We start from the raw sequence: 22259 nt of genomic DNA, 5'->3' as shown, positions 1-22259 counted from the left end.
ACATAGATGCAGCCGGGTGTCAGTGGGCAAAAGCGGGTTGACAGTGGGGGGCGAGTCCATACATAGGAGCGAGCTTGTCTCGCGATCTTTTGGCCTTTAAAAGATCGCGAGGCAAGCTCGCTCCTACAACGGCCACATAGCCTTGACGTCCTGCACGAGACTACAATCAGCACCCCGCTCCGTTGGCTGATTGGCGTCGCATGTTGACCTGCTCTGTACACCCCCTGCCCTACCACCCCAACCCTGCCGTTTATTTTGCGGCGATTCACCATGCCCCTGGCGCAGTCTTGCTGGACAGCGGCCGCCCCGTCGCAGAGCGCGGGCGCTATGACCTGCTGAGCGCCTGGCCAGTCGAAGAGTTGAGCGTGCGGGCGGACGAATCAGGGCGCGGGTTTCTGCAACGTCTGCGTGATGCGCTAAAACAACTGGGTGACGCTGAACTGCCAGCGCCCTATGAGCTGCCTTTTGTCGGCGGGCTCATCGGCTACCTGAGCTATGACTTCGGCCGCCAACTTGAACACCTGCCCGCCCAGTCGCTCAACGACCTGCATTTACCCGATGCGCGGCTTGGGCTGTATGCCTGGGCGCTGGTCAGCGACCACCAGGCAGCGACCAGCCAACTGGTGTTTCACCCCAGCCTGGCAGTGGCCGAGCGCGAGCGCCTGATTGAGCTGTTCGCTCAGCCCGCGCAGAGCGAGCCTGGCACGTTCTCGCTCAAACACCCCATGCAGCCCGACATCAGCGCTGAGTTTTACCAACACGCCCTGCAAAAAATCCAGCACTACATTCAGGCGGGCGACTGCTACCAGGTCAATTACACCCAGCGTTTCAGCGCCCCCTGCGAGGGCGACCCGTGGGCCGCCTATTGCGCCTTGCGCGACGCGTGCCCGACGCCGTTTTCAGGCTTTGTCAGCCTGCCCGAAGACACTGCCATCCTCAGCCTGTCGCCCGAGCGCTTTGTGCATGTCAGCCAGAATCAGGTCGAAACCCGACCGATCAAAGGCACGCGCCCACGGGGTCAAAATCCGGCAGAAGATGCCGCCAACGCCGCCGAGCTGCTGGCCAGCACCAAGGACCGGGCGGAAAACCTGATGATCGTCGACTTGCTGCGCAATGACCTGGGCCGCACCTGCCGTACCGGCTCGGTGAGCGTGCCGCAATTGATCGCCCTCGAAAGCTACCCCAACGTTCACCACTTGGTGAGCAGCGTTGTCGGTGAACTGGCGCCGGGCAAAGACGCGCTAGACTTGATCGGTGACAGCTTCCCCGGCGGCTCAATTACCGGCGCGCCGAAAATCCGCGCCATGCAAATCATTGATGAGCTGGAACCCACCCGGCGTAGCATTTACTGCGGCTCGCTGCTGTACCTGGATGTGCGCGGAGAAATGGACAGCTCAATCGCCATTCGCAGCCTGCTGGTCAAAGACGGCCGGGTCAATTGCTGGGGCGGCGGCGGGATCGTTGCCGACTCTGACTGGCACGATGAATATCAAGAATCGATCACCAAAGTGAAGGTGCTACTCGACACGCTGCAAACCCTGTAGCGCGCGGTTTTTGCTACCATCCGCCCCACTAGAGAGCGCCCAGCGCCATTCACCGTAGGAAACCGCCTGATGAGCCATCCGTTCGACGTTGCGCAAACAGCCGCGACATACGCCAGCAAGTCCCCGCAGGACATTCTCAAACTCGCCTTTGAACATTTTGGCGACGAACTCTGGATCTCGTTCAGCGGCGCCGAAGACGTGGTGCTGGTGGACATGGCCTGGAAGCTCAACAAGAACGTCAAAGTGTTCAGCCTCGACACCGGGCGCCTGCACCCCGAGACCTATCGCTTTATTGAACAAGTACGCGATCACTACAAGATCCAGATCGAGCTGATCTCGCCAGACCAGACCAAGCTGGAACCGTTCGTCAAAGAAAAAGGCTTGTTCAGCTTTTACAAAGACGGCCACGGCGAGTGCTGCGGCGTGCGCAAGATCGAACCGCTGCGTCGCAAACTGTCGACTGTTAAAGCCTGGGCGACCGGCCAGCGCCGTGACCAAAGCCCTGGCACCCGCAGCCAGGTCGCGGCACTGGAAATCGACGGCGCATTCTCGACGCCAGAGCGCCCGCTGTACAAATTCAACCCGCTGGCGCAAATGACCAGCGAGGAAGTCTGGGGCTACATCCGCATGCTCGAGCTGCCGTACAACAGCCTGCATGAGCGCGGTTACATCAGCATTGGCTGTGAGCCTTGCACCCGCCCGGTCCTGCCAAACCAGCACGAACGCGAAGGCCGCTGGTGGTGGGAAGAAGCGACGCAAAAGGAATGCGGCCTGCACGCCGGCAACCTGATCGCCAAGCACTAAACACCACACCCTGTAGGAGCGAGCTTGTCTCGCGATCTTTTAAAGATCAAAAGATCGCGAGACAAGCTCGCTCGTACAGTTGTTTCGCCCGCTTGCGTTTACCCCGAACTTACGTTCAGAATTAGCAATAATTCTCAATAACGTTTGAGTAATATTCTATGTCTTCGGGTGAACCTCCGTTCCAGGCCGCGATTTCAGACCTGTACTGCGAACATCACGGCTGGCTGTTTGGCTGGCTGCGCCGAAAACTCGGCTGTGCGCACAATGCTGCCGATCTGGCTCAGGACACCTTCGCCCGAATTCTCAATGCCCGCGAGTCGGTGGCCTCCCTGCGCGAGCCGCGAGCGTTTTTGAGCACCACCGCCCGTCGGCTGATCATCGATCAAGTACGCCGCAAGCACATCGAAAACGCTTACCTGCAAGAGCTGGCCCTGACCGCCGAGGCACTGGAGGGCTTTCAGTCCCCCGAACACATCCTCAGCACCCTCGAAGCCCTTGAACACATCGCCTTTATGCTCGAAGGCCTGCACGACAACGTCCGCCAGGCGTTTGTCCTGTATTACCTCGACGGCCTGACCCAAAGCGAGATCGCTCGCCAGTTGGGGTTGTCTGATCGCACTGTGCGCAAATACCTGATTCAAGCCTTGCTGCACTGCAGCCACAGCCTGGACACCTGATGCCAGCGCCCCGCCAGATCATTGATGAGCAAGCAGCCGAGTGGATGCTGCGCCTGCACGAAGAAGGCTTCAGCGACGCGGCGCGTCTTGAGTTCGAGTGCTGGAAGCAGCAGAGCCCGCAACATGCAGCCGCCGCCCAGCGCATGCAAGATGCCATCAGCCGCCTGCAATCGCTGCGCGAACAGTCGGCCCCGGCAAAGGCCGCGCTGAATGCAGCCTTTACCGGGCGTAAACCCACGGCCCCGCGCAAGCACATACTGCGTGTTGTGCTGATTGCTGCATGCCTGGCCTTGCCCGTGACCCTGACGCTAAAAAGCCAGTACCCCGAACGCTGGCTGGCCGATATCAGCACCGGGCCCAACGACTGGAAGACCCTGCACCTGGCGGACGACTCCACCCTCACCCTCAGCGGTGCCAGCGCGGTCAACGTGCACTTCAACAGCACGGAGCGACGGATCGAATTGCTCCAGGGCGAAATTCTGGTCGAGGTGGCGCATGACCGTTCACGACCCTTTATCGTGCAGACCGCGCAGGGCACCATGCGCGCCCTGGGCACCCGTTTTGTGGTCAATCATCTGGCAGACACCACCGTGCTGAGCATGCTGCAGTCGCGGGTGGCGGCGCAAAGTGCCAACGAGCAACAAACCCTGGAAGTGGGCGCCGGCTCAAAGGCGTTGATCAGCCGCGACGCGGTAAAACTCTCTGGCACGGTAGACCCCGCCAGCATCAATGAAGCCTGGCGCCGCCATCAGTTGGTGGTCGAAAACCAGCCGCTGGATCAGGTGCTGGATGAGATAGCGCGCCATCGCCGCGGCCATCTGCAGTTTGATCGCAACGCTCTGGCCAACTTGCGCGTGACGGCCGTGTTGCCGCTGGATGACACCGACCGGGCGCTGCAATTGATCGCCGACACCCTGCCGTTGAGCATCAATACCTATACCCCGTGGCTGATTGTGATCAGCCAGTTGCCGCAGCCTAAAAAATAATAATTCGCATTCGTTCCGCTTTTTCAGCGTCAGCCGTCAAGGAAGGTATACAGACCCATAAAGGATTGCGTTCTCCATGCTGACCTCCTCCCTTCATCGCGGGCGTTTTCGCCCTCAGGCCTGCAAGCCGCTGACACTGGCCATTCATTTGATTGTGGCGTCGGCGGCCGGCGTGTTGAGCACCTCGATCGCCCAGGCGCAAACGGCCGTGCAGACTTACGATATTCCTGCCGGACCGCTGAGCAGCGCCTTGAATCGCTTCGCACAACAAGCGGGCGTGGCGATCATTTTTCAATCGCACAACCTTGAAGGGCTGACCACACCCGGTCTGCATGGGGTCTACAACGAACAAAGCGGCTTTGAAACACTGCTGCACGGCAGCGGCTACACCGTGGTTAAAAGCACTAACGGTTACATGCTTGACGCCTTGCCTGCGGCGGGTAGCGCGCTGGAATTGGGCGCAACCCAAGTCAGCGCCAACCAGCTAGGCACAATCACTGAAGGCTCGGGTTCCTACACCCCCGGCAGCATTGCCACCGCTACGCGCATGGTGCTGACACCCCGCGAAACCCCGCAGTCGATCTCGGTCGTCACACGCCAGGCGATGGACGATTTTGGCCTCACCTCGATTGATGACGTGATGCGCCATACCCCGGGCATCACCGTGGCCACCTATGACAGCGACCGCACCAGCTATTACTCGCGCGGCTTTGCGATCAAGAACTTCCAATACGACGGTATCCCGATCCTGCAAGACCCGCAATACTCCGCCGGGCACACCCTCACCGACACCGCGATTTACGACCGGGTAGAGATCCTCAAGGGCGCAACGGGCTTGCTCACTGGCGCTGGCGGCCCCGGCGGCACCATCAACATGGTGCGTAAAAAACCCACCCGCGAGTTCAAGGCCCACATCGATGTCGGCGCCGGCTCGTGGGACAACTACCGCTCGGAAATCGACGTCAGCGGGCCACTGACCGAAAGCGGCAATGTGCGGGGCCGGGCCGTGGCGGCCTACCAGGACAAACACTCGTTCATTGACCACTACAAACGCGACAGTGAGGTCTATTACGGGATTCTTGAGATTGATCTGGACCCAGACACCCTGCTCACCCTCGGCGCCGATTATCAGGACAACAACCCCAAAGGCTCCAGTTGGTCAGGCAGCGCCTCATTGTTCAACTCCGCCGGTGAACGCATCAGCACCCCGCGCTCGTTCAACAACGGCGCCAAGTGGAGCAGCTGGAAGCAATACACGCGCACCGCTTTCGCCACCCTCGAACACAGTTTTGACAACGGCTGGGTCGCCAAAGCCCAGTACAACCACCAGATCAACGGCTATAACGCCCCGCTGGGCGCTTTGCTGTTCCCCAACTTAGAAACCGGCGAAGCACGACTGCTGGCGCGCAAATATACCGGCGAATACGTCAGCGACAGCGGCGACATCTACGCCACCGGCCCGTTCGAGTTCCTGGGCCGCGAGCATGAACTGGTGGTTGGCGGTTCGGTATCGCGCTCGCACTGGACCGGCAACGACTACACCAGCGCCATCCAGTTTAAAAGCATGTACGACTACTATAACTGGAAAGGCGATGCGTATGAGCCGGACTGGGGCAACGTGACCTCGCGAAACGACGAAACTACCCGTCAGACCGGCACCTACATCACCGGCCGCTTCAGCCTTACCGATGACCTGACCCTGATGCTCGGTACCCGCGTGGCCGACTACACCCTCACCGGCACCAGCCAGGCCAAGGACACGGGCAAGGTGTTGCCGTATGCGGGGTTGATTTATGACATCAATCAAAACATCTCGGCCTACGCCAGCTACACCGAAATCTTCTTGCCGCAGTCGTATTACCGCAACCGCGACAACAAAATGCTTGAGCCCGATGAAGGCACCAACTACGAGATCGGCTTGAAGGGCGAGTTCTTCGACGGGCGACTGAATTCAAGCCTGGCCTACTTCGAAGTGCACCAGGACAACCGCCCGGAAGACGACACCGCCTACAACGCGAACCCGACCAACCCGGACATCGAGTACGCCTACAAGGGCATCAAGGCCACGACCAAAGGTTACGAAGCAGAAATCTCGGGCGAACTGCTGCCCGGCTGGCAACTGCAAGCGGGCTACACGCACAAGGTCAGCCGCGAAAAAGGCGGCAAGAAGGTGTCTACCTGGGAGCCCGAAGACCAGATCAACCTGTACACCAGCTACAAGCTGACCGGCGACTGGGACAAACTCACCCTGGGCGGTGGCGTACGCTGGCAAGGCACGGGCTGGCAAATGCTGACCAACTGGAACAAGGGCGGCACCGTAGAGAAGTTTTCCCAAGACCCGTACTGGCTGGTGGACCTGATGGCGCGCTACCAGATCAGCAAAAACCTCTCGGCCACGGTCAACCTGAACAACGTGTTCGACAAGTCGTATTACACCAACATCGGCTTCTACAACTCGTCGTATTACGGTGATCCGCGCAACGTGATGGTGAGCACGCGCTGGGATTTCTAAAGCGCCCGTGCAGTAAACCTGCAGGAGCGAGCTTGTCTCGCGATCTTTTGAGTTTTAAAAGATCGCGAGACAAGCTCGCTCCTACAGCTACATACAAAACACACGCGCACAAAAAAACCCGCACTAGGCGGGCTTTCTGTGGATCACAAGCTTTCAAGGGGCTTGTGTTCCGAATATGGCGCAGCGGACGGGACTCGAACCCGCGACCCCCGGCGTGACAGGCCGGTATTCTAACCGACTGAACTACCGCTGCGCGTAACACTGAAAGCGAATGGTGGGTGATGACGGGATCGAACCGCCGACCCTCTGCTTGTAAGGCAGATGCTCTCCCAGCTGAGCTAATCACCCTTTCACTTCACTCTCGTTGCGGGGCGCATTCTCTCACACTTTTTGTGTAAGTGGTTGTTTTTATTCAAGTTTTTTTTCAAAACCGTTTAAAAACTACCGTTTCCAACGCCCTGCATCTTTGATTCAACAGCGAGCTGCTGAATCGAAGCCTTTCAGGAAAAGCCTGCATTCAGCGGACCTTTCCAACCACAAGCGTTCAAGGGGCTTGTGGTACAAAAAATGGCGCAGCGGACGGGACTCGAACCCGCGACCCCCGGCGTGACAGGCCGGTATTCTAACCGACTGAACTACCGCTGCGCGTAACACTGTGAGCGAATGGTGGGTGATGACGGGATCGAACCGCCGACCCTCTGCTTGTAAGGCAGATGCTCTCCCAGCTGAGCTAATCACCCTTTCACTCTCGGTGTGGCGCGCATTCTACGGAGCGACCTATAGTCTGGCAAGCACTTTTTAAAATAATTTTCTTATGCACGACAAAGGCTTAGCGCAGGGTTGGCCTATTAAGGCTATCAAGCGAATAATGCCCTCTTTGTATAAAGGAGTGATTCACCCCATGTGGTTCAAAAACCTGCTTATCTATCGCCTGACCCAAGATCTGCCTTTTGATGCGCAGGTGCTGGAAACGGCACTGGCCACCAAACCGGCCCGCCCGTGTGCAAGCCAGGAATTAGCCACCTACGGTTTCGTCGCCCCTTTCGGCAAAGGCGAAGACGCACCGCTGGTTCACGCCAGCCAGGACTTCCTGCTGATTGCCGCCCGTAAAGAAGAACGCATCCTGCCAGGCAGCGTTGTGCGTGATGCATTAAAGGAGAAGGTCGAAGAGATCGAAGCCGAGCAAATGCGCAAGGTCTATAAGAAGGAGCGTGACCAGCTCAAGGATGAAATCATCCAGGCCTTCCTGCCGCGTGCCTTTATTCGCCGTTCGGCCACCTTTGCCGCCATCGCGCCAAAACAGGGCCTGATCCTGGTCAACGCCTCCAGCCCTAAACGCGCCGAAGACTTGCTGTCCACCCTGCGTGAAGTGATCGGCTCGCTGCCGGTTCGCCCGCTGGGCGTAAAAGTCGCGCCAAGCGCCACCATGACCGAATGGGTCAAAACCCAAAAAGCGGCCGACAACTTCTTTGTGCTGGACGAGTGCGAACTGCGCGACACCCACGAAGACGGCGGGATTATCCGTTGCAAGCGTCAGGACCTGACCAGCGATGAAATCCAGTTGCACCTGAGCACTGGCAAAATCGTGACCCAACTGTCGCTGGCCTGGCAAGACAAGCTGTCGTTTGTGCTGGACGACAAACTGGTGGTTAAACGCCTGAAGTTTGAAGACCTGCTGCAAGACGAAGCCGAACAAAACGGCGGTGACGATGACCTCGGCCAACAAGACGCCAGCTTCACCTTGATGATGCTGACCTTCGGTGAGTTCTTGCCGCAGTTGTTTGAAGCGCTGGGCGGTGAAGAAATTCCACAAGGGATTTAACCCTGACGCCCGTGGGAGCGGGCTTGCTCGCGATTGGATCGACTCGTACATCACAATGACCGAGTGGCTTGCATCGCGAGCAAGCCCGCTCCCACAAAAGCCTGACCATAATAAGGAACACCATGCGTGCACTTGCTGCTTTAAGCCGCTTTGTCGGTAATACCTTTGCTTACTGGGTGCTGATTTTTGCCGTGCTGGCGTTTCTGCAGCCCGGGTGGTTTATCGGCCTCAAAGGCGCCATCGTGCCGCTTCTGGGTGTGGTGATGTTCGGCATGGGCCTGACCCTCAAACTCGATGACTTCGCTGAAGTCGCCCGCCACCCGTGGCGCGTTGCGCTAGGCGTGGTTGCTCATTTCGTGATCATGCCCGGGGTGGCGTGGTTGCTCTGCCAGATTTTCCACCTGCCGCCCGAGATCGCCGTCGGGGTGATTCTGGTGGGCTGTTGCCCAAGCGGCACGTCTTCCAATGTCATGACCTGGCTGGCGCGGGGCGACCTGGCCCTGTCCGTGGCGATTGCCGCCGTGACCACCCTCCTCGCCCCACTGCTGACCCCGGCGCTGATCTGGCTGCTGGCATCGGCCTGGTTGCCGGTGTCATTTATGGAGCTGTTCTGGTCAATCCTGCAAGTGGTGCTGCTGCCGATTGTGCTGGGCGTGCTGGTGCAACGCTTGCTCGGCGCCCGTGTGCATTTCGCGGTCGACGTGCTGCCGCTGGTGTCGGTGGTCAGCATTGTGATTATCGTGGCCGCCGTGGTGGCCGCCAGCCAGGCAAAAATCGCCGAGTCGGGCCTGTTGATCATGGCCGTGGTCATGCTGCACAACAGCTTTGGCTATTTGCTCGGCTACTTTACCGGCCGCCTGTTCAAGCTGCCGTTGGCCCAGCGCAAATCCCTGGCCCTGGAAGTCGGCATGCAGAACTCCGGCCTGGGCGCGGCATTGGCCAGCGCGCACTTTTCGCCGCTGGCAGCCGTGCCCAGTGCGCTGTTCAGTGTGTGGCACAACATTTCGGGGGCGTTGCTGTCGACGTATTTCCGCCGGATGAGTGAAAAAGACGATCGCTTGAAGGCCAACCAGCCATCCACTGACTGAAAACTCGGGGTTGATCGTCAGAAAAATCGTGTGCAATATAGTGCGCACTGCGGGGACGACCCTGCGACTCATCGAGTGATTAATCTGGGGACGACCCCATCAATTGATGGAGATAACCATGTCCTGGATTATTCTGTTTTTTGCCGGTCTGTTTGAAGTGGGCTGGGCCGTCGGCCTCAAATACACCGAAGGCTTCACCCGGCCAATCCCCACCGCCCTGACCGTTGCAGCCATGCTGGTCAGCCTTGGCCTGCTCGGCCTGGCCATGAAAGAACTGCCACTGGGCACCGCTTATGCCATCTGGACCGGTGTGGGCGCTGTCGGCACGGTCATCGCCGGGATCATTCTGTTTGGTGAATCCATGGCGCTGTTCCGACTGGCCAGCGTTGCGCTGATCATTGCCGGCCTGGCCGGGCTTAAGCTCAGCAGCTAAACGCTAGAGCGTGTCTCGCGATCTTCTGACAATCAAAAGATCGCGAGACTGGCTCGCCCTCCCCAGCCTTTACCTCACGCGACATCACCGCGCAATTCACTGACCCGCTCACGCAACAGCTTTTGTGTGGCTTCGCTGGCCGGTATCGGCGCGCCCGCCACCAGGGTGACCCGCGACCACAAGCGGCGGAAAAAGCCCTTGTTCGGGTCACGGCTGAAAAAGCTGCCCCACAGGCCTTGCAACGCCATCGGAATGACCGGCACAGGCGTCTGCTCCAAAATCACCCGAACCCCCGCCTTGAACTCGCTGATCTGGCCATCACTGGTCAACTTGCCTTCCGGGAAGATGCACACCAGTTCACCGTCATTCAAATACTGGGCAATCTTTCTGAACGCACGCTCATAGGTCGCCTCGTCTTCAGCACGCCCGGCGATCGGAATCGCGCCCGCAGTCCGGAAGATAAAGTTGAGCACCGGCAAGTTGTAGATTTTGTAATACATCACAAAGCGAATCGGCCGACGCACTGCGCCGCCGATCAACAACGCATCCACGAACGACACGTGGTTGCACACCAACAAGGCCGCCCCTTCATCCGGGATGGCTTCCAGGTTTTTGTGTTTGACGCGGTACATGGAATGGCTGAGCAGCCAGATCATGAAACGCATGGTGAATTCAGGGACGATTTTGAAGATGTAGGTGTTCACCGCAATGTTCAGCAACGACACCACCAGAAACAACTCTGGAATCGTCAGCTTGGCCACACTCAGCAGCAGGATGGTGACGACGGCCGACACCACCATAAACAGCGCATTGAGAATGTTGTTGGCGGCGATGACCCGGGCGCGTTCGTTTTCGGCGGTGCGCGACTGGATCAGCGCATACAGCGGCACTATATAGAAGCCGCCAAACACGCCCAGCCCCAAAATATCCAGCAACACCCACCAGGCCTGGCTAAAGCCCAGCACGCCGAGCCAGTCGTTGGCCTGGATGTTTTGCGGCATGTGCCCCGAATGCCACCACAGCAACAGGCCAAACACAGTCAGACCAAACGAGCCAAACGGTACCAGGCCGATTTCGACCTTACGCCCCGAGAGCTTTTCGCAGAGCATCGAGCCCACGGCAATGCCCACCGAAAACACGGTGAGAATCAGCGTCACCACGGTTTCATCGCCGTACAACCATTCTTTGGCGTAGGCCGGGATTTGCGTGAGATAAATCGCCCCGACAAACCAGAACCACGAGTTGCCGACCACTGACCGCGACACGGCAGGCGTCTGATTCAAACCCAGGCGCAGCGTGGCCCAGGTCTCACTGAAGATGTTCCAGTTAAGGCGCAGTTCTGGAGTGTCGGCAGCAACCCGCGGTATGGCGCGACTGGCCAGATACCCGAGCACGGCCACCGAAATAATCACCCCCGACACAATCACCGTGTAGTGCTGCGACGAGAGCATGATCCCGGCGCCGATGGTGCCCGCCAGAATCGATAAAAAGGTGCCCATTTCAACCAGGCCGTTACCGCCTACCAGTTCATCGTCGTGCAGGGTCTGCGGCAAGATCGAGTACTTCACCGGACCGAACAGAGCCGAGTGGGTGCCCATAGCAAACAGCGCGACCAGCATCAAGGTCAAATGATCGAACGCAAAACCGATGGCGCCGACAACCATGATGGCGATTTCGCCCAGTTTGATCAGACGAATCAGTTGGTCTTTGGGGTATTTTTCGCCAAATTGCCCGGCCAAGGCCGAGAACAAAAAGAACGGAATGATGAAGAGCAGCGCACACAGGTTGACCCAGATGCCGCGATCCCCGTCGATGCTCAGCTTATAAAGGATGGCGAGAATCAGCGACTGCTTGAACAGGTTGTCATTGAGTGCACCCAGGGACTGGGTGACAAAGAACGGCAGGAAGCGACGCTTCCCGAGCAAACTGAACTGCGAAGGGTGACTCATCATCCATGTACTCAAGTTGCGCCGGAGGCTTTCTCATTGGAGTGTGGTTTTAACACTCAAGACACAACCTTACCCAGGTTCTGTAACGAAAAACGTCAATTTCGGCGTTTTCGCACAGAGCCTGGGCACATGGATTACTTCTTAAGTCCGGCGATGCACGGCGACACAAACAACTCGCCGCGCCAGGCACCTTTAAGGGTGCGCGAACCGACAATGAACCACATCATCACCAGCATCGCGACCAGCACGCAGCCCACCCCATCGAAAAAGCTCAGCTGCAACACATGGCCCAGACGCAAGGTGGCCAGCGAGTAAACGCCCAGCGGGAAGGTAAAGCCCCACCAGCCCAGGTTGAACGGAATACCGGCACGGAAGTAGCGGATGGTGATCAGCAGCGCCATTAGAATCCACCACAGCCCGAAGCCCCACAGCGCGATACCCGAGATCAAACCCAAGCCTTCGGCGATTTCACCAATGCGGGCAAAACCATTGGCGGCAAAAATCGCGGGCGAATCAGCCCCCAACAGCAACATGCCCAGTGCACCGGTACCAATCGGCCCCAACGCCAGCCAGCTCGACGCAGCCATGTTTTCGTGCGGCAACTTGTGCAGCGCCATGCGCAACATCAGGATGGTCAAAATGCTGAAAGCGACCGGCACCGAAAACGCCCACAGCACGTAGCTGGTGATCAGCACATGGAACTGCATCACCGGGTCAGCCAGATGCGGGGCGAGCAAGCCACCACTGGCCGCCGCCACTTCAGCCGCCACCACCGGCAACAGCCAGACCGCGGTCATCTGGTCGATGCTGTGATCCTGACGGGTGAACATCATGTAAGGGATCATCACCCCGAACGCCAGCGACATGGCCACATCCAGCCACCACAGCACATGCGCCACCTGGACCATATCGCTGCCCCAGCGGGCGACGCCAAACAACAGAAAACCGTTGATGATGGTCGCGAGGCCCATAGGGATGGTGCCGAAAAACATCGACACGGTGGAGTGACCGAAGATCCTCCGCGCTTCATCGAAATACAGCACCCAGCGTGCACCGTAGAGCAGGCTGAACAGAATGAACAAACCGATGTTGAACAGCCAGAGGCCTTCGGCAACGGCATGCAGCCCCGGGATTTGCACCGGCAATTGCGCCAGCGCCAGGGCCAGGACGCCTGTGCCCATGGTGGCGGCAAACCAGTTCGGGGTGAACTGGCGAATCATTTCACGTGGGTGCTGCAATTGGCTCAGTGGCCGAAAGTCAGCTTTGGCAGTTGTGGTGCAATTCATGGGCTCCTCCTGTTCCTCTTGTGAGGTGATTCAAGAGTAGAACTGAATCGAATATCTATATAACGGGTAATTTCTCTAACTGTTATCTGTTTTACCTATATAGGTACGAAAGGCGCGGACTCAAGCCTTGCACGGGCTGGCAGCTCGTCTTAAAAACACACTTAACAGTGCCCCCAACGCCAGCACAATCAACACCACACTGAAGCCGTCGGCGGTTCTGACCAGACCAAAAATGCGCGTCAGGCTCCCCACCAGCAATACCGGCAGGCAGAACGCCAGATAACTGAGGATGTAAAAAGCCGACATCAAGCCCGCCCGCTCATGGGGCAGCGCCAACGGCACGACACTGCGGATGCTGCCTAAAAAGCCGGTGCCAAAGCCGCTGCCAGCCACTAACGAGCCAAAGAAAAACAGCCCGAGGTTGCCACTGTGAACGGCCAGCATGATTGTGCTGACGCCCACCACCAGCAGACTGGAGCCCAGCGTCAGCACCCGCGTGGCAGATTGATTGCGCATGCTGAAAATAGCCAGGGCGCCACTCAAGGTCAGCACGGCCACCATCGCCCCGCCCACCAGAAAAGAGTTTGAGCCCGTGGCCGCACGGATCAGTGACGGCACCAGCGCCAGGTAAAAGCCCCCCATCGCCCACACGGCAACGTTGACCGGCAACACCTGCCACATCGCCGCACGTGCTTGCGGCGGGATATGCAAGCTGGGCCGCAACGAACCCAGTACGCCGGGTTGCGGGCTGACGCTCTCGGGCAATCGCCAGACATACACGGCCTGGGCGGCCAGCAAGCCGAGCAATACCCAGTACGCGAGGTGCAACGGTTGCGGCGCAAACTCCACCAGCACGCTGGTACCAAATGCCCCGCAGGCCATGCCCACCAAGGGTGAAATGCTATTGATCAGTGGCCCTTGCTGGCGGTCGTTGTCCAGCATTGCAGCGCCCAGCGCACTGGTTGCCATGCCCGTGGCAAAGCCTTGCAACAAGCGCGCGGCAATCAGCCAGGCCACACTGTCCGCGCTGAGAAACAAGCCCATCGCCAGCATGTCGAGGATCAACGCGCAAAAAATGACTGGTTTACGCCCCAAATAATCCGACAATGAGCCCACTGTCAGCAGCGCCGTCAGCAAGCTCAAGGCGTAAACGCCGAAGATCAGGGTCAAGGTGGCGGCCGAAAAGTGCATGTTTTCCTGGTAGATACGGTACAGCGGCGTGGGCGCCGCCGAAGCCGCCAGAAAGGTCAGGACGGTAAGCCCGAGAAACACCATGCTGGAACGGTTTGGAGCCGGGATATCAGTGCTGTTGGACATACCATCCTCGCTAAAGCTAAGAATTTGCTTTTGCGGAGTGTGCGACGGCCTGCGGCTTAAAGCAAATTCTTTGTGTTAAGGTTTTACGCATGAACCAACCTAAGGAAGTACGCACGGGCGGGCGAAGTGCCCGCGTGCAGGAATCAATCCATTCGGCGGTGCGCCAATTGCTCAAGGAGCACGAGCGCGCCAACGTCACCGTGCCCATGGTGGCCACCCTCGCCGGGGTCACCCCGTCGACCATTTATCGGCGCTGGGGCGACTTGAACGTGTTACTCGCCGACGTTGCCCTGGAGCGCATGCGACCCGACACCGAGCCGCTAGCCACGGGCAGTTTGCGCGGGGACATCCAGGCATGGGCCGAGCAGTATCTGGATGAAATGAACTCCGAGCCCGGGCGCAACATGATGCGTGACGTGCAATGCAGCCCGACCAAAGGGACCTGCGTGCAGATCCTCGGCGCTCAGTTGCGGATCATCCTAGAACGTCACCGTGGGCACGTCGACCAACTGCCGGACATTGACCGCCTGTTGAACGTGATCGTCGCCCCGGTGGTGTTTCGCATCTTGTTTGCCGAAGCGCCATTAACGCTCGAACAACTGAATGAACAGATCGACCTGGCACTGGGCCAATGAGCCGCCCTGCGACACCAGGCCGCGCTCAGACCATGGTCGAGCCTGACGCGATTTAAACATCGTGCGAGACTAGACTTGCGGGCCGGATCGCCCGGGTCTATTTACCTTCAGGAGTCTCCATGTCGTTGTCCAGCGGGCTGATTGCCGCCGTCGCCCTGGCTTATATGGCCATCATGTTCGCCATTGCCTTTTATGGTGACCGGCGCAGCAAACCGCTGCCGCCGCGGGTACGCGCGTGGGTCTACAGTTTGTCGCTGGCGGTGTACTGCACCAGTTGGACCTTCTTTGGCGCCGTGGGCCAGGCCGCCGAACAACTCTGGGCGTTCTTGCCGATTTACCTGGGGCCGGTGCTGCTGTTGGTCTGCGCACCCTGGGTCCTGCAAAAAATGGTGATGATCAGCAAGCAAGAGAACATCACCTCGATTGCCGACTTTATTGCCGCACGCTATGGCAAATCCCAGTCACTGGCGATTGTCGTGGCCTTGATCTGCCTGGTCGGCGTGCTGCCTTACATCGCCCTGCAACTTAAAGGCATCGTGCTCGGCGTTAACCTGCTGATCGGCGCGGGCGCAGACGCCACTGGCACTCGCGCCCAGGACACGGCGTTGCTGGTATCGCTGGTACTGGCCCTGTTCACCATCGTGTTTGGTACCCGCAACCTCGACTCAACTGAACACCACCGGGGCATGGTGCTGGCAATTGCCTTCGAATCGCTGGTCAAGCTCTTCGCCTTTTTAGCGGTCGGCGCGTTTGTCACCTTTGGGCTGTATGACGGTTTCGACGACCTGTTCAGCCAGGCCATGCTGGCGCCGCGTCTTGAAGAGTACTGGAAAGAAACCATCAACTGGCCATCGATGGTGGTGCAAACCGGCGTCGCCATGATGGCGATCATCTGCCTGCCCCGGCAGTTCCACGTCACCGTGGTTGAGAACATCGAGCCGCAAGACCTGCGCCTGGCCAAATGGGTGTTCCCGGCCTACCTGATATTAGCGGCGCTGTTTGTGGTGCCGATTGCCCTGGCCGGGCAAATGATGCTGCCTAGCTCGGTGCTGCCGGACTCGTTCGTGATCAGCCTGCCACTGGCCCAGGCTCACCCGGCGCTGGCGTTGCTGGCCTTTATTGGCGGCGCCTCGGCCGCCACCGGCATGGTAATTGTGGCGAGCGTGGCGCTGTCGACCATGGTGTCCAACGACATGCTGTTGCCGTGGTTGTTGCGCCACAAAAACGCTGAGCGCCCGTTCGAAGTATTCCGTTACTGGATGCTCTCAGTGCGCCGCGTGTCGATCGTGGTCATCCTGCTGCTGGCGTATGTCAGTTACCGCTTGCTGGGTTCCACGGCCAGCCTGGCCACCATCGGGCAAATTTCCTTCGCGGCGGTCACTCAACTGGCGCCCGCAATGCTTGGCGCGCTGTACTGGAAACAAGCCAACCGCCGGGGTGTTTTTGCCGGGTTGGCGACCGGTACGTTTATCTGGTTTTACACCCTGGTGCTGCCGCTGATCGCCCACAGCATGGGCTGGCATCTAAATCACTTTCCGGGGCTGGCGTGGCTGCACAGCAACCCGCTGGGTCTGCCGATCACCCCGCTGACACAGGGCGTGGTGCTGTCGCTGGCCGGTAACTTCACCCTGTTTGCCTGGGTCTCGGTACTGTCGCGTACCCGAGTGTCAGAGCACTGGCAGGCCGGACGTTTTATCGGCCAGGAAATCAGCAGCCACCCCAGCGGCCGCTCCATGCTCTCAGTGCAAATCAACGACCTGCTGACACTGGCGGCCCGCTTTGTCGGCGAAGAACGCGCCCGCCAGAGCTTTATCCGCTTCGCCTACCGCCAGGGCAAAGGCTTCAACCCCAATCAGAACGCAGATGGCGAATGGATCGCCCATACCGAGCGCTTGCTGGCCGGTGTACTGGGCGCGTCGTCAACCCGCGCGGTGGTAAAGGCTGCCATTGAAGGCCGGGAAATGCAGCTTGAAGACGTCGTACGCATTGCCGACGAAGCGTCAGAAGTGTTGCAGTTCAACCGTGCCTTGCTCCAGGGCGCAATCGAAAACATCACCCAGGGCATCAGCGTGGTCGACCAGTCCCTGCGGCTCGTGGCCTGGAACCGCCGCTACCTGGAACTGTTCGATTACCCGGAGGGGCTGATCAGTGTTGGCCGCCCGATTGCCGATATTATTCGCCACAACGCCGAACGTGGCCTGTGCGGCCCCGGTGAGGCAGAAGTGCACGTGGCGCGCCGCCTGCACTGGATGCGCCAAGGTCGGGCGCACACCTCTGAACGCCTGTTCCCCAATGGTCGGGTGATCGAGCTGATCGGCAACCCCATGCCGGGCGGCGGGTTCGTCATGAGTTTTACCGACATTACCGCGTTCCGTGAGGCCGAACAGGCGCTCACCGAGGCCAACGAAGGCCTGGAACAGCGCGTCGCCGAGCGAACCCGTGAACTGTCGGAACTGAACAAGGCGCTGACCGAAGCCAAAGGTATTGCCGAGGCCGCCAACCAATCGAAGACCCGTTTTCTGGCCGCTGTCAGCCATGACCTGATGCAGCCCATGAATGCGGCGCGGCTGTTCTCGGCCGCCCTTTCGCACCAGGAAGACTTAAGCCCGGAAGCGCAGAAACTGGTGCAACATCTGGACAGTTCGCTGCGTTCAGCCGAGGACTTGATCAGCGACTTGCTGGATATTTCCCGTCTGGAAAACGGCAAATTCACACCCGACATCAAGCCATTTGCAATCAATGATCTGTTCAATACCCTGGGCACTGAATTTACCGCCCAGGCACAAGAGCAAGGCCTCAAGTTCCGGGTGCGTGGCAGCCGCTTGCGGGTCAGCAGCGACATCAAGCTGCTGCGGCGCATCCTGCAAAACTTCCTGACCAACGCCTTCCGTTACGCCAAGGGCCCGATACTGCTGGGCGTGCGGCGGCGTGGCCAGCACTTGTGCCTGGAGGTCTGGGATCGCGGCCCCGGTATCCCGCAAGACAAGCTGCAAGTGATTTTCGAAGAATTCAAACGCCTGGACAGCCACCAGACCCGCGCCGAAAAAGGCCTGGGGTTGGGCTTGGCGATTGCTGACGGCCTGTGCCGAGTGCTCGGGCACACCCTGCAAGTGCGCTCATGGCCGGGCAAAGGCAGCGTGTTCAGCGTTAGCGTGCCGCTGGCACAGGCCCAAGCCGCACCACAAGCGGTGCCCAGCGAGCTAAAAAGCCAATCGGTAACCGGTGCGCAAGTGCTGTGTATCGACAACGAAGACAGCATTTTGATCGGCATGCAGAGCCTGCTGACGCGTTGGGGCTGCCGCGTGTGGACCGCAAGAAACCGCGATGAATGCGCAGCCTTGCTCAACGACGGCGTGCGCCCGCAACTGGTGCTGGTCGACTACCACCTGGACAACGGCGAAACCGGCACCGAGCTGATGGGCTGGCTGCGCGCGCAACTGGGCGAGCCCGTGCCGGGCGTGGTCATCAGCGCCGACGGACGCCAGGAAATGATTGCCGAAGTGCATGCGGCGGGGCTTGAGTATCTGGGTAAGCCGGTCAAGCCTGCAGTGTTGAGAGCATTGCTGAGCCGGCATGTGCCGTTGTAGGTACGAGCTTGTCTCGCGATCTTTTGATCGTAAAAAGATCGCGAGGCAAGCTCGCTCCTACAGGGCGGGGTGAGGCGACGCAGCTACTCAGCCGGATGCGCTACGCCGTTGATGTCGGTCATGGCCCGCTCCAGCAGTTCGGGCGGCAAGCTCTTGCTCGCCCGGGCGCCGAGCAATTTGAGCTGTTCACTGCGGCTGACAAGGTTGCCGCGCCCATCGGTCAGTTTATTGCGCGCTGCTGCGTAGGCTTTATCCAGTTGTTGAAGACGATTACCGACTTCATCCAGGTCCTGGATAAACAGCACAAACTTGTCGTACAGCCAACCGGCCCGCTCGGCGATTTCTCGGGCGTTCTGGCTCTGGCGTTCCTGCTTCCACAGGCTGTCGATCACTCGCAAGGTGGCAAGCAATGTGGTCGGGCTGACGATCACGATGTTGCGGTCAAAGGCTTCCTGAAACAGGTTGGGTTCGGCTTGCAGCGCCGCTGAAAAAGCCGCTTCGATGGGCACGAACAACAACACAAAATCCAGGCTGTGCAGGCCTTCCAGACGCTTATAGTCTTTGCCGGCCAGGCCTTTGACGTGATTACGCAGTGACAGCACATGCTGTTTAAGCGCCGCCTGGCCGATCACGTCATCATCGGCACCGACAAACTGCTGATACGCAGTCAGGCTGACTTTGGAGTCGACCACCACCTGCTTGTCGCCCGGCAACAGGATCAACACGTCCGGCTGAAAGCGCTCGCCATCCGGCCCTTTAAGGCTGACCTGGGTTTGATACTCGCGGCCCTTTTCGAGCCCGGCATGCTCAAGCACCCGCTCCAGAATCAGTTCGCCCCAGTTGCCCTGGGTCTTTTGTCCTTTCAAGGCGCGCGTCAGGTTGGTGGCTTCGTCGCTCAAGCGCAGGTTAAGTTGCTGCAGACGCTCCAGCTCTTTGCCCAGCGAGAAGCGCTCACGGGCTTCCTGCTGGTAACTTTCTTCAACGCGCTTTTCGAAAGACTGAATGCGCTCTTTAAGCGGGTCGAGCAATTGGCCCAGACGCTCATTGCTGGTTTGCGCAAAACGTTGTTCGCGCTCGTCAAAAATCTTGCCGGCCAGCTCCGAAAACTGCGCGCGCAATTCATCTCGTGACCCTTGCAGATCGCTCAAACGTTGTTGATGGCTTTCTTGTTGCTCGCGCAGTTCGGCACTCAGACCAGCAGCCTGAGCGCCAAGGTGACGCAGCTCGGCTTCTTTCTGTGCGCGTTCCAGGTTCCAGGCGTGCGCAGCATCACGCGCGTTGTCGCGTTCTACCTGCAACAGTTCGACCTCGCGGCGCAGTGCCGCCAGATCGGCCTGCTTGGCCGTGTTGGCCTGCCCCAAGTCACTGATTTCATCGCGGCTGGCGTCCAGCTGCGCACTCAGACCGTCCTGAGCCAACTGAGCCATATTCAGGCGCTCTTCGAGCAGGTTCAATTCGGCTTGATGCCCGCTGGCGCGCCGCTGCAATTGCCAAACGAACGCCAACAACGGCACGCCTGCCAACGCCAAGCCCAGCAAAATACTGCTCAGGTCCAGGGCCATAACCACTCCGCGCAAGGTAAAAAAGCAAGGTTAACCAAGCTCAGGGCACGAAGACAGCTCAGTCTTCGATCTTGCTCAATTCCTGTTGAGCAACACGGTCACCGGCGCGGGCAGCCTGACGCAAAAGCTCGTGACCAATGCGTTGGTCCCGGGAGCTTCCACAATCACGGCACATCAATTGCCCCAAACGGCTTTGCGCCAGCACCACACCTTGGCGGGCAGGCTGCTTGAGCAAATGGCCGGCAACGTGTTTGACGCTGGATTTAGCGCCCAGGTGAGGGTTGTCCAGCAGCCAGACCGCAATGCGCAAAGAAAAGCGTTTAGGCGCTGCAGGTGATGTGCTGGAGCGAGTAGCAGAGGAAGTAGCTGTGCGAAACTTCATAAAACACTGTAGGGCAGAACAGAAGGCGCGCCACTCTACTCCTTTTTTCGCTTGGGTAAAGCCGAAAAAAGTCTATACCCGCGATCTAGAGCAAGCGCGCGTGACAATCCACAGATCCTGTGGATAAGTCAGTGGACAACCCTCGTTTACCCCCCGCAAACCCCCACCCTACGGGGCCTAGAGTCAAACTGTCGATTTTTTCACCAATTAAAAAAAAACGATGTTTTTCATTGACTTAAATTTGCGGAACAGGCTAGACAGCTGCCGGCTTTGACCTCGCAGACGAATATGTTGGTTGTGTTGCAAATGTGCAAAAGATCACATTCCGCGCAGCGCGCAGGGCGATTCAGAGGCAAAAAATGTAGGACTCACCTGCAGAAAACACCCCCATTCAACACCCGTGTGACGCTCGCCACCCAGGCAAGCCCACGTGGAATATTGCCTAAAACAGGCTAATAACAGTCCCGATACGGCCTGTTATGCGTGATGCCCCGCACACCGTTGCAGGATGTTTTTTCGCTAGCACACTTGCATTTAAATTTTCAACCCGATAGTATCCGCAGCGTTAGTACCAAGCTGAAAGTCAATTCGGGCCGAACAAATCCCTCAGCAGCTTCTCAAATAGATGGCCGCGCTGATTAAACGGGATCGACCCCCTAGATGGTTTCCAGGTAAACCTTGCGCCGATACAGCCTTTGAACAAGCAAAGGGTATCGCGAAGTTTTTTACTCTGACCGAACCAACCTGCAAATTGATCAGGATCTTCACCCAGAGCATGGAACCTTAGCTCTTGTTGTGATTGCCTGCCCTCCTAAGTACCTACCTGCCAGCCCAAGCGCCACATACTTAATGCGCTCCAACTGGCGGCTTTGTTCCAGACAGGTTCTTCGTCCCGCCAAAATGGCCCGACGTCACTGGAACGTTTTAACGCAGCACGGATCATATCTGTGTCTTTTGTAGGAACACCTAATAACTATGAATACTCAAATCCACACTCAGGATGCCATTCGCACCCTAACCAACGCTTTTGCTCCAATGAACTGCCTGATTATGGCCGCTCGCAAAGGCTGCTTCAGCTTCACCCTGGTCAACGAACACGGCATCGCCCGTCACAGCGAACGCCTGTACCCCGATCAATATTCCAGCGCAGAGCCTCTGCAAGCTGTGATCGAGCGTACTCGTCAGGCTCTTATCGCCTAAGACCCGCAAGCGCTTACCCAACAAGCCCTGCCCGAACAGCAGGGCTTTTTGTTGGGCGTCATTTAAGAAATATCCGGCATCGCTTAAGCACTTGCGGATATATCGTTTACACCTAGAAGCTACAAACGATTTAAAAACAGAGCTTTACAACAGAGATATGACACTACACTTCAACTCAAGCGGCAAAAACCGCTTCCGGCGCACCCTCACGACCCACAGCTGCCAAGCGCCTGGGTGCCGCCGGCCATTTTCAGGCGCCGACGCTGCACAGGGATCACGCCAGGGAGCTGAAGCTTTACATCACTGCATCAAAGTTAACCTGACCAAACAAAAATACACTTTGTACGCCAATGTTTTGTTGCCAGGCATTGCAGTCAGCCAACCTTTACACCGACAGCACACCCGCAAGACCTGCAGTAGCGCCAAGTAGTTGAGCTAAAAGGACGTTTGCACACTTTCAAGGATGTTGGGCGCG

Annotated in this window: 16 protein-coding genes and 4 tRNA genes; 11 read left to right on the top strand and 9 right to left on the bottom strand. The window is 58.5% G+C overall.

Features of this window, described 5'->3' with window-relative positions; genetic code table 11:
* Window positions 1-200 precede the first annotated feature (200 nt).
* The 5 genes from pabB (at window position 201) to GHO25_RS16750 (ending at window position 6523) form a co-directional block, all read left to right on the top strand.
* Complete coding sequence (pabB, locus tag GHO25_RS16770; RefSeq protein WP_153391322.1) at window positions 201-1544, top strand: aminodeoxychorismate synthase component I; 1344 nt, start codon at window positions 201-203, stop codon at window positions 1542-1544.
* 69 nt (window positions 1545-1613) lie between these two features.
* On the top strand, window positions 1614-2348 hold the full coding sequence (locus tag GHO25_RS16765) for a phosphoadenylyl-sulfate reductase (protein WP_048369806.1): 735 nt from the start codon (window positions 1614-1616) through the stop codon (window positions 2346-2348).
* A 158-nt stretch (window positions 2349-2506) separates the two neighbouring features.
* A complete protein-coding gene (locus tag GHO25_RS16760) occupies window positions 2507-3025 on the top strand; it encodes a sigma-70 family RNA polymerase sigma factor (protein WP_048386824.1) in 519 nt (172 codons plus the stop codon).
* Window positions 3025-4011 (top strand): FecR family protein, encoded by a 987-nt coding sequence (locus tag GHO25_RS16755; RefSeq protein ID WP_153391320.1) that lies wholly within the window; start codon window positions 3025-3027, stop codon window positions 4009-4011. The genes GHO25_RS16760 and GHO25_RS16755 overlap by 1 nt, the downstream gene beginning before the upstream one ends.
* A 76-nt stretch (window positions 4012-4087) precedes the next feature.
* Complete coding sequence (locus GHO25_RS16750) at window positions 4088-6523, top strand: TonB-dependent siderophore receptor (RefSeq protein ID WP_153391318.1); 2436 nt, start codon at window positions 4088-4090, stop codon at window positions 6521-6523.
* A gap of 176 nt (window positions 6524-6699) precedes the next feature.
* On the opposite strand, the gene GHO25_RS16745 is transcribed toward GHO25_RS16750, so the two are convergent.
* The 4 genes from GHO25_RS16745 to GHO25_RS16730 all read right to left on the bottom strand — a co-directional run bounded on the left by GHO25_RS16745 (window position 6700) and on the right by GHO25_RS16730 (window position 7263).
* Window positions 6700-6776, bottom strand: a tRNA-Asp gene (locus tag GHO25_RS16745).
* Between the two features lie 19 nt (window positions 6777-6795).
* Window positions 6796-6871: transfer RNA gene (locus GHO25_RS16740), tRNA-Val, on the bottom strand.
* A 220-nt stretch (window positions 6872-7091) separates the two neighbouring features.
* A tRNA-Asp gene (locus tag GHO25_RS16735) sits at window positions 7092-7168 on the bottom strand.
* Window positions 7169-7187: 19 nt separating this feature from the next.
* Window positions 7188-7263 (bottom strand) — tRNA-Val (locus tag GHO25_RS16730).
* Window positions 7264-7424: 161 nt separating this feature from the next.
* On the opposite strand from GHO25_RS16730, the gene rdgC reads away from it, so the two are divergent.
* From rdgC to sugE, 3 genes are all read left to right on the top strand, one after another.
* Entirely contained in the window at window positions 7425-8345 is a 921-nt protein-coding gene (gene rdgC, locus GHO25_RS16725; protein ID WP_153391316.1) for a recombination-associated protein RdgC, read from the top strand.
* A gap of 122 nt (window positions 8346-8467) precedes the next feature.
* On the top strand, window positions 8468-9433 hold the full coding sequence (locus GHO25_RS16720; protein ID WP_048369795.1) for a bile acid:sodium symporter family protein: 966 nt from the start codon (window positions 8468-8470) through the stop codon (window positions 9431-9433).
* 118 nt (window positions 9434-9551) lie between these two features.
* On the top strand, window positions 9552-9866 hold the full coding sequence (sugE, locus tag GHO25_RS16715) for a quaternary ammonium compound efflux SMR transporter SugE (protein ID WP_048369794.1): 315 nt from the start codon (window positions 9552-9554) through the stop codon (window positions 9864-9866).
* Window positions 9867-9940: 74 nt separating this feature from the next.
* On the opposite strand, the gene GHO25_RS16710 is transcribed toward sugE, so the two are convergent.
* The 3 genes from GHO25_RS16710 to GHO25_RS16700 all read right to left on the bottom strand — a co-directional run bounded on the left by GHO25_RS16710 (window position 9941) and on the right by GHO25_RS16700 (window position 14418).
* Window positions 9941-11815, bottom strand: a complete 1875-nt coding sequence (locus GHO25_RS16710) for an MFS transporter (protein ID WP_048369887.1) — start codon at window positions 11813-11815, stop codon at window positions 9941-9943.
* Window positions 11816-11949: 134 nt separating this feature from the next.
* Window positions 11950-13101 carry a TDT family transporter gene (locus GHO25_RS16705; protein ID WP_048369793.1) on the bottom strand — a complete coding sequence of 384 codons (1152 nt, stop codon included), beginning with the start codon at window positions 13099-13101 and terminating at the stop codon, window positions 11950-11952.
* 120 nt (window positions 13102-13221) lie between these two features.
* Entirely contained in the window at window positions 13222-14418 is a 1197-nt protein-coding gene (locus GHO25_RS16700) for an MFS transporter (protein WP_153391313.1), read from the bottom strand.
* Window positions 14419-14507: 89 nt separating this feature from the next.
* Here GHO25_RS16700 and GHO25_RS16695 point away from each other — a divergent pair, with 89 nt between their 5' ends.
* Window positions 14508-15053 carry a TetR/AcrR family transcriptional regulator gene (locus tag GHO25_RS16695; protein ID WP_048369790.1) on the top strand — a complete coding sequence of 182 codons (546 nt, stop codon included), beginning with the start codon at window positions 14508-14510 and terminating at the stop codon, window positions 15051-15053.
* A gap of 119 nt (window positions 15054-15172) precedes the next feature.
* The gene (locus tag GHO25_RS16690; RefSeq protein ID WP_153391311.1) at window positions 15173-18640 is read left to right on the top strand and encodes a PAS domain-containing hybrid sensor histidine kinase/response regulator; all 3468 of its coding nucleotides are present in this window, start codon (window positions 15173-15175) and stop codon (window positions 18638-18640) included.
* A gap of 83 nt (window positions 18641-18723) precedes the next feature.
* Here GHO25_RS16690 and rmuC read toward each other — a convergent pair whose 3' ends face one another.
* Both rmuC and GHO25_RS16680 read right to left on the bottom strand, forming a co-directional pair.
* The gene (rmuC, locus tag GHO25_RS16685) at window positions 18724-20088 is read right to left on the bottom strand and encodes a DNA recombination protein RmuC (protein ID WP_174479328.1); all 1365 of its coding nucleotides are present in this window, start codon (window positions 20086-20088) and stop codon (window positions 18724-18726) included.
* A gap of 172 nt (window positions 20089-20260) precedes the next feature.
* Window positions 20261-20584 carry a hypothetical protein gene (locus GHO25_RS16680; protein ID WP_048369784.1) on the bottom strand — a complete coding sequence of 108 codons (324 nt, stop codon included), beginning with the start codon at window positions 20582-20584 and terminating at the stop codon, window positions 20261-20263.
* Between the two features lie 975 nt (window positions 20585-21559).
* Between GHO25_RS16680 and GHO25_RS16675 the strand changes: the two genes are divergently transcribed.
* A complete protein-coding gene (locus GHO25_RS16675) occupies window positions 21560-21784 on the top strand; it encodes a hypothetical protein (protein WP_048369782.1) in 225 nt (74 codons plus the stop codon).
* Window positions 21785-22259: the final 475 nt, after the last annotated feature.

Origin of the sequence: Pseudomonas sp. FSL R10-1350, from assembly GCF_009600525.1 — a bacterium.
GTDB lineage: Bacteria > Pseudomonadota > Gammaproteobacteria > Pseudomonadales > Pseudomonadaceae > Aquipseudomonas > Aquipseudomonas helleri.
Note: the sequence above shows the minus strand (reverse complement) of the source record. Positions and strands in the feature narration are given on the sequence as shown.

Bases quoted from the DNA above. Each gene is read 5' to 3' on its own strand.
- pabB (WP_153391322.1), top strand. From the start codon at position 201: ATGTTGACCTGCTCTGTACACCCCCTGCCCTACCACCCCAACCCTGCC.
- GHO25_RS16765 (WP_048369806.1), top strand. From the start codon at position 1,614: ATGAGCCATCCGTTCGACGTTGCGCAAACAGCCGCGACATACGCCAGC.
- GHO25_RS16760 (WP_048386824.1), top strand. From the start codon at position 2,507: ATGTCTTCGGGTGAACCTCCGTTCCAGGCCGCGATTTCAGACCTGTAC.
- GHO25_RS16755 (WP_153391320.1), top strand. From the start codon at position 3,025: ATGCCAGCGCCCCGCCAGATCATTGATGAGCAAGCAGCCGAGTGGATG.
- GHO25_RS16750 (WP_153391318.1), top strand. From the start codon at position 4,088: ATGCTGACCTCCTCCCTTCATCGCGGGCGTTTTCGCCCTCAGGCCTGC.
- rdgC (WP_153391316.1), top strand. From the start codon at position 7,425: ATGTGGTTCAAAAACCTGCTTATCTATCGCCTGACCCAAGATCTGCCT.
- GHO25_RS16720 (WP_048369795.1), top strand. From the start codon at position 8,468: ATGCGTGCACTTGCTGCTTTAAGCCGCTTTGTCGGTAATACCTTTGCT.
- sugE (WP_048369794.1), top strand. From the start codon at position 9,552: ATGTCCTGGATTATTCTGTTTTTTGCCGGTCTGTTTGAAGTGGGCTGG.
- GHO25_RS16710 (WP_048369887.1), bottom strand. From the start codon at position 11,815: ATGAGTCACCCTTCGCAGTTCAGTTTGCTCGGGAAGCGTCGCTTCCTG.
- GHO25_RS16705 (WP_048369793.1), bottom strand. From the start codon at position 13,101: ATGAATTGCACCACAACTGCCAAAGCTGACTTTCGGCCACTGAGCCAA.
- GHO25_RS16700 (WP_153391313.1), bottom strand. From the start codon at position 14,418: ATGTCCAACAGCACTGATATCCCGGCTCCAAACCGTTCCAGCATGGTG.
- GHO25_RS16695 (WP_048369790.1), top strand. From the start codon at position 14,508: ATGAACCAACCTAAGGAAGTACGCACGGGCGGGCGAAGTGCCCGCGTG.
- GHO25_RS16690 (WP_153391311.1), top strand. From the start codon at position 15,173: ATGTCGTTGTCCAGCGGGCTGATTGCCGCCGTCGCCCTGGCTTATATG.
- GHO25_RS16680 (WP_048369784.1), bottom strand. From the start codon at position 20,584: ATGAAGTTTCGCACAGCTACTTCCTCTGCTACTCGCTCCAGCACATCA.
- GHO25_RS16675 (WP_048369782.1), top strand. From the start codon at position 21,560: ATGAATACTCAAATCCACACTCAGGATGCCATTCGCACCCTAACCAAC.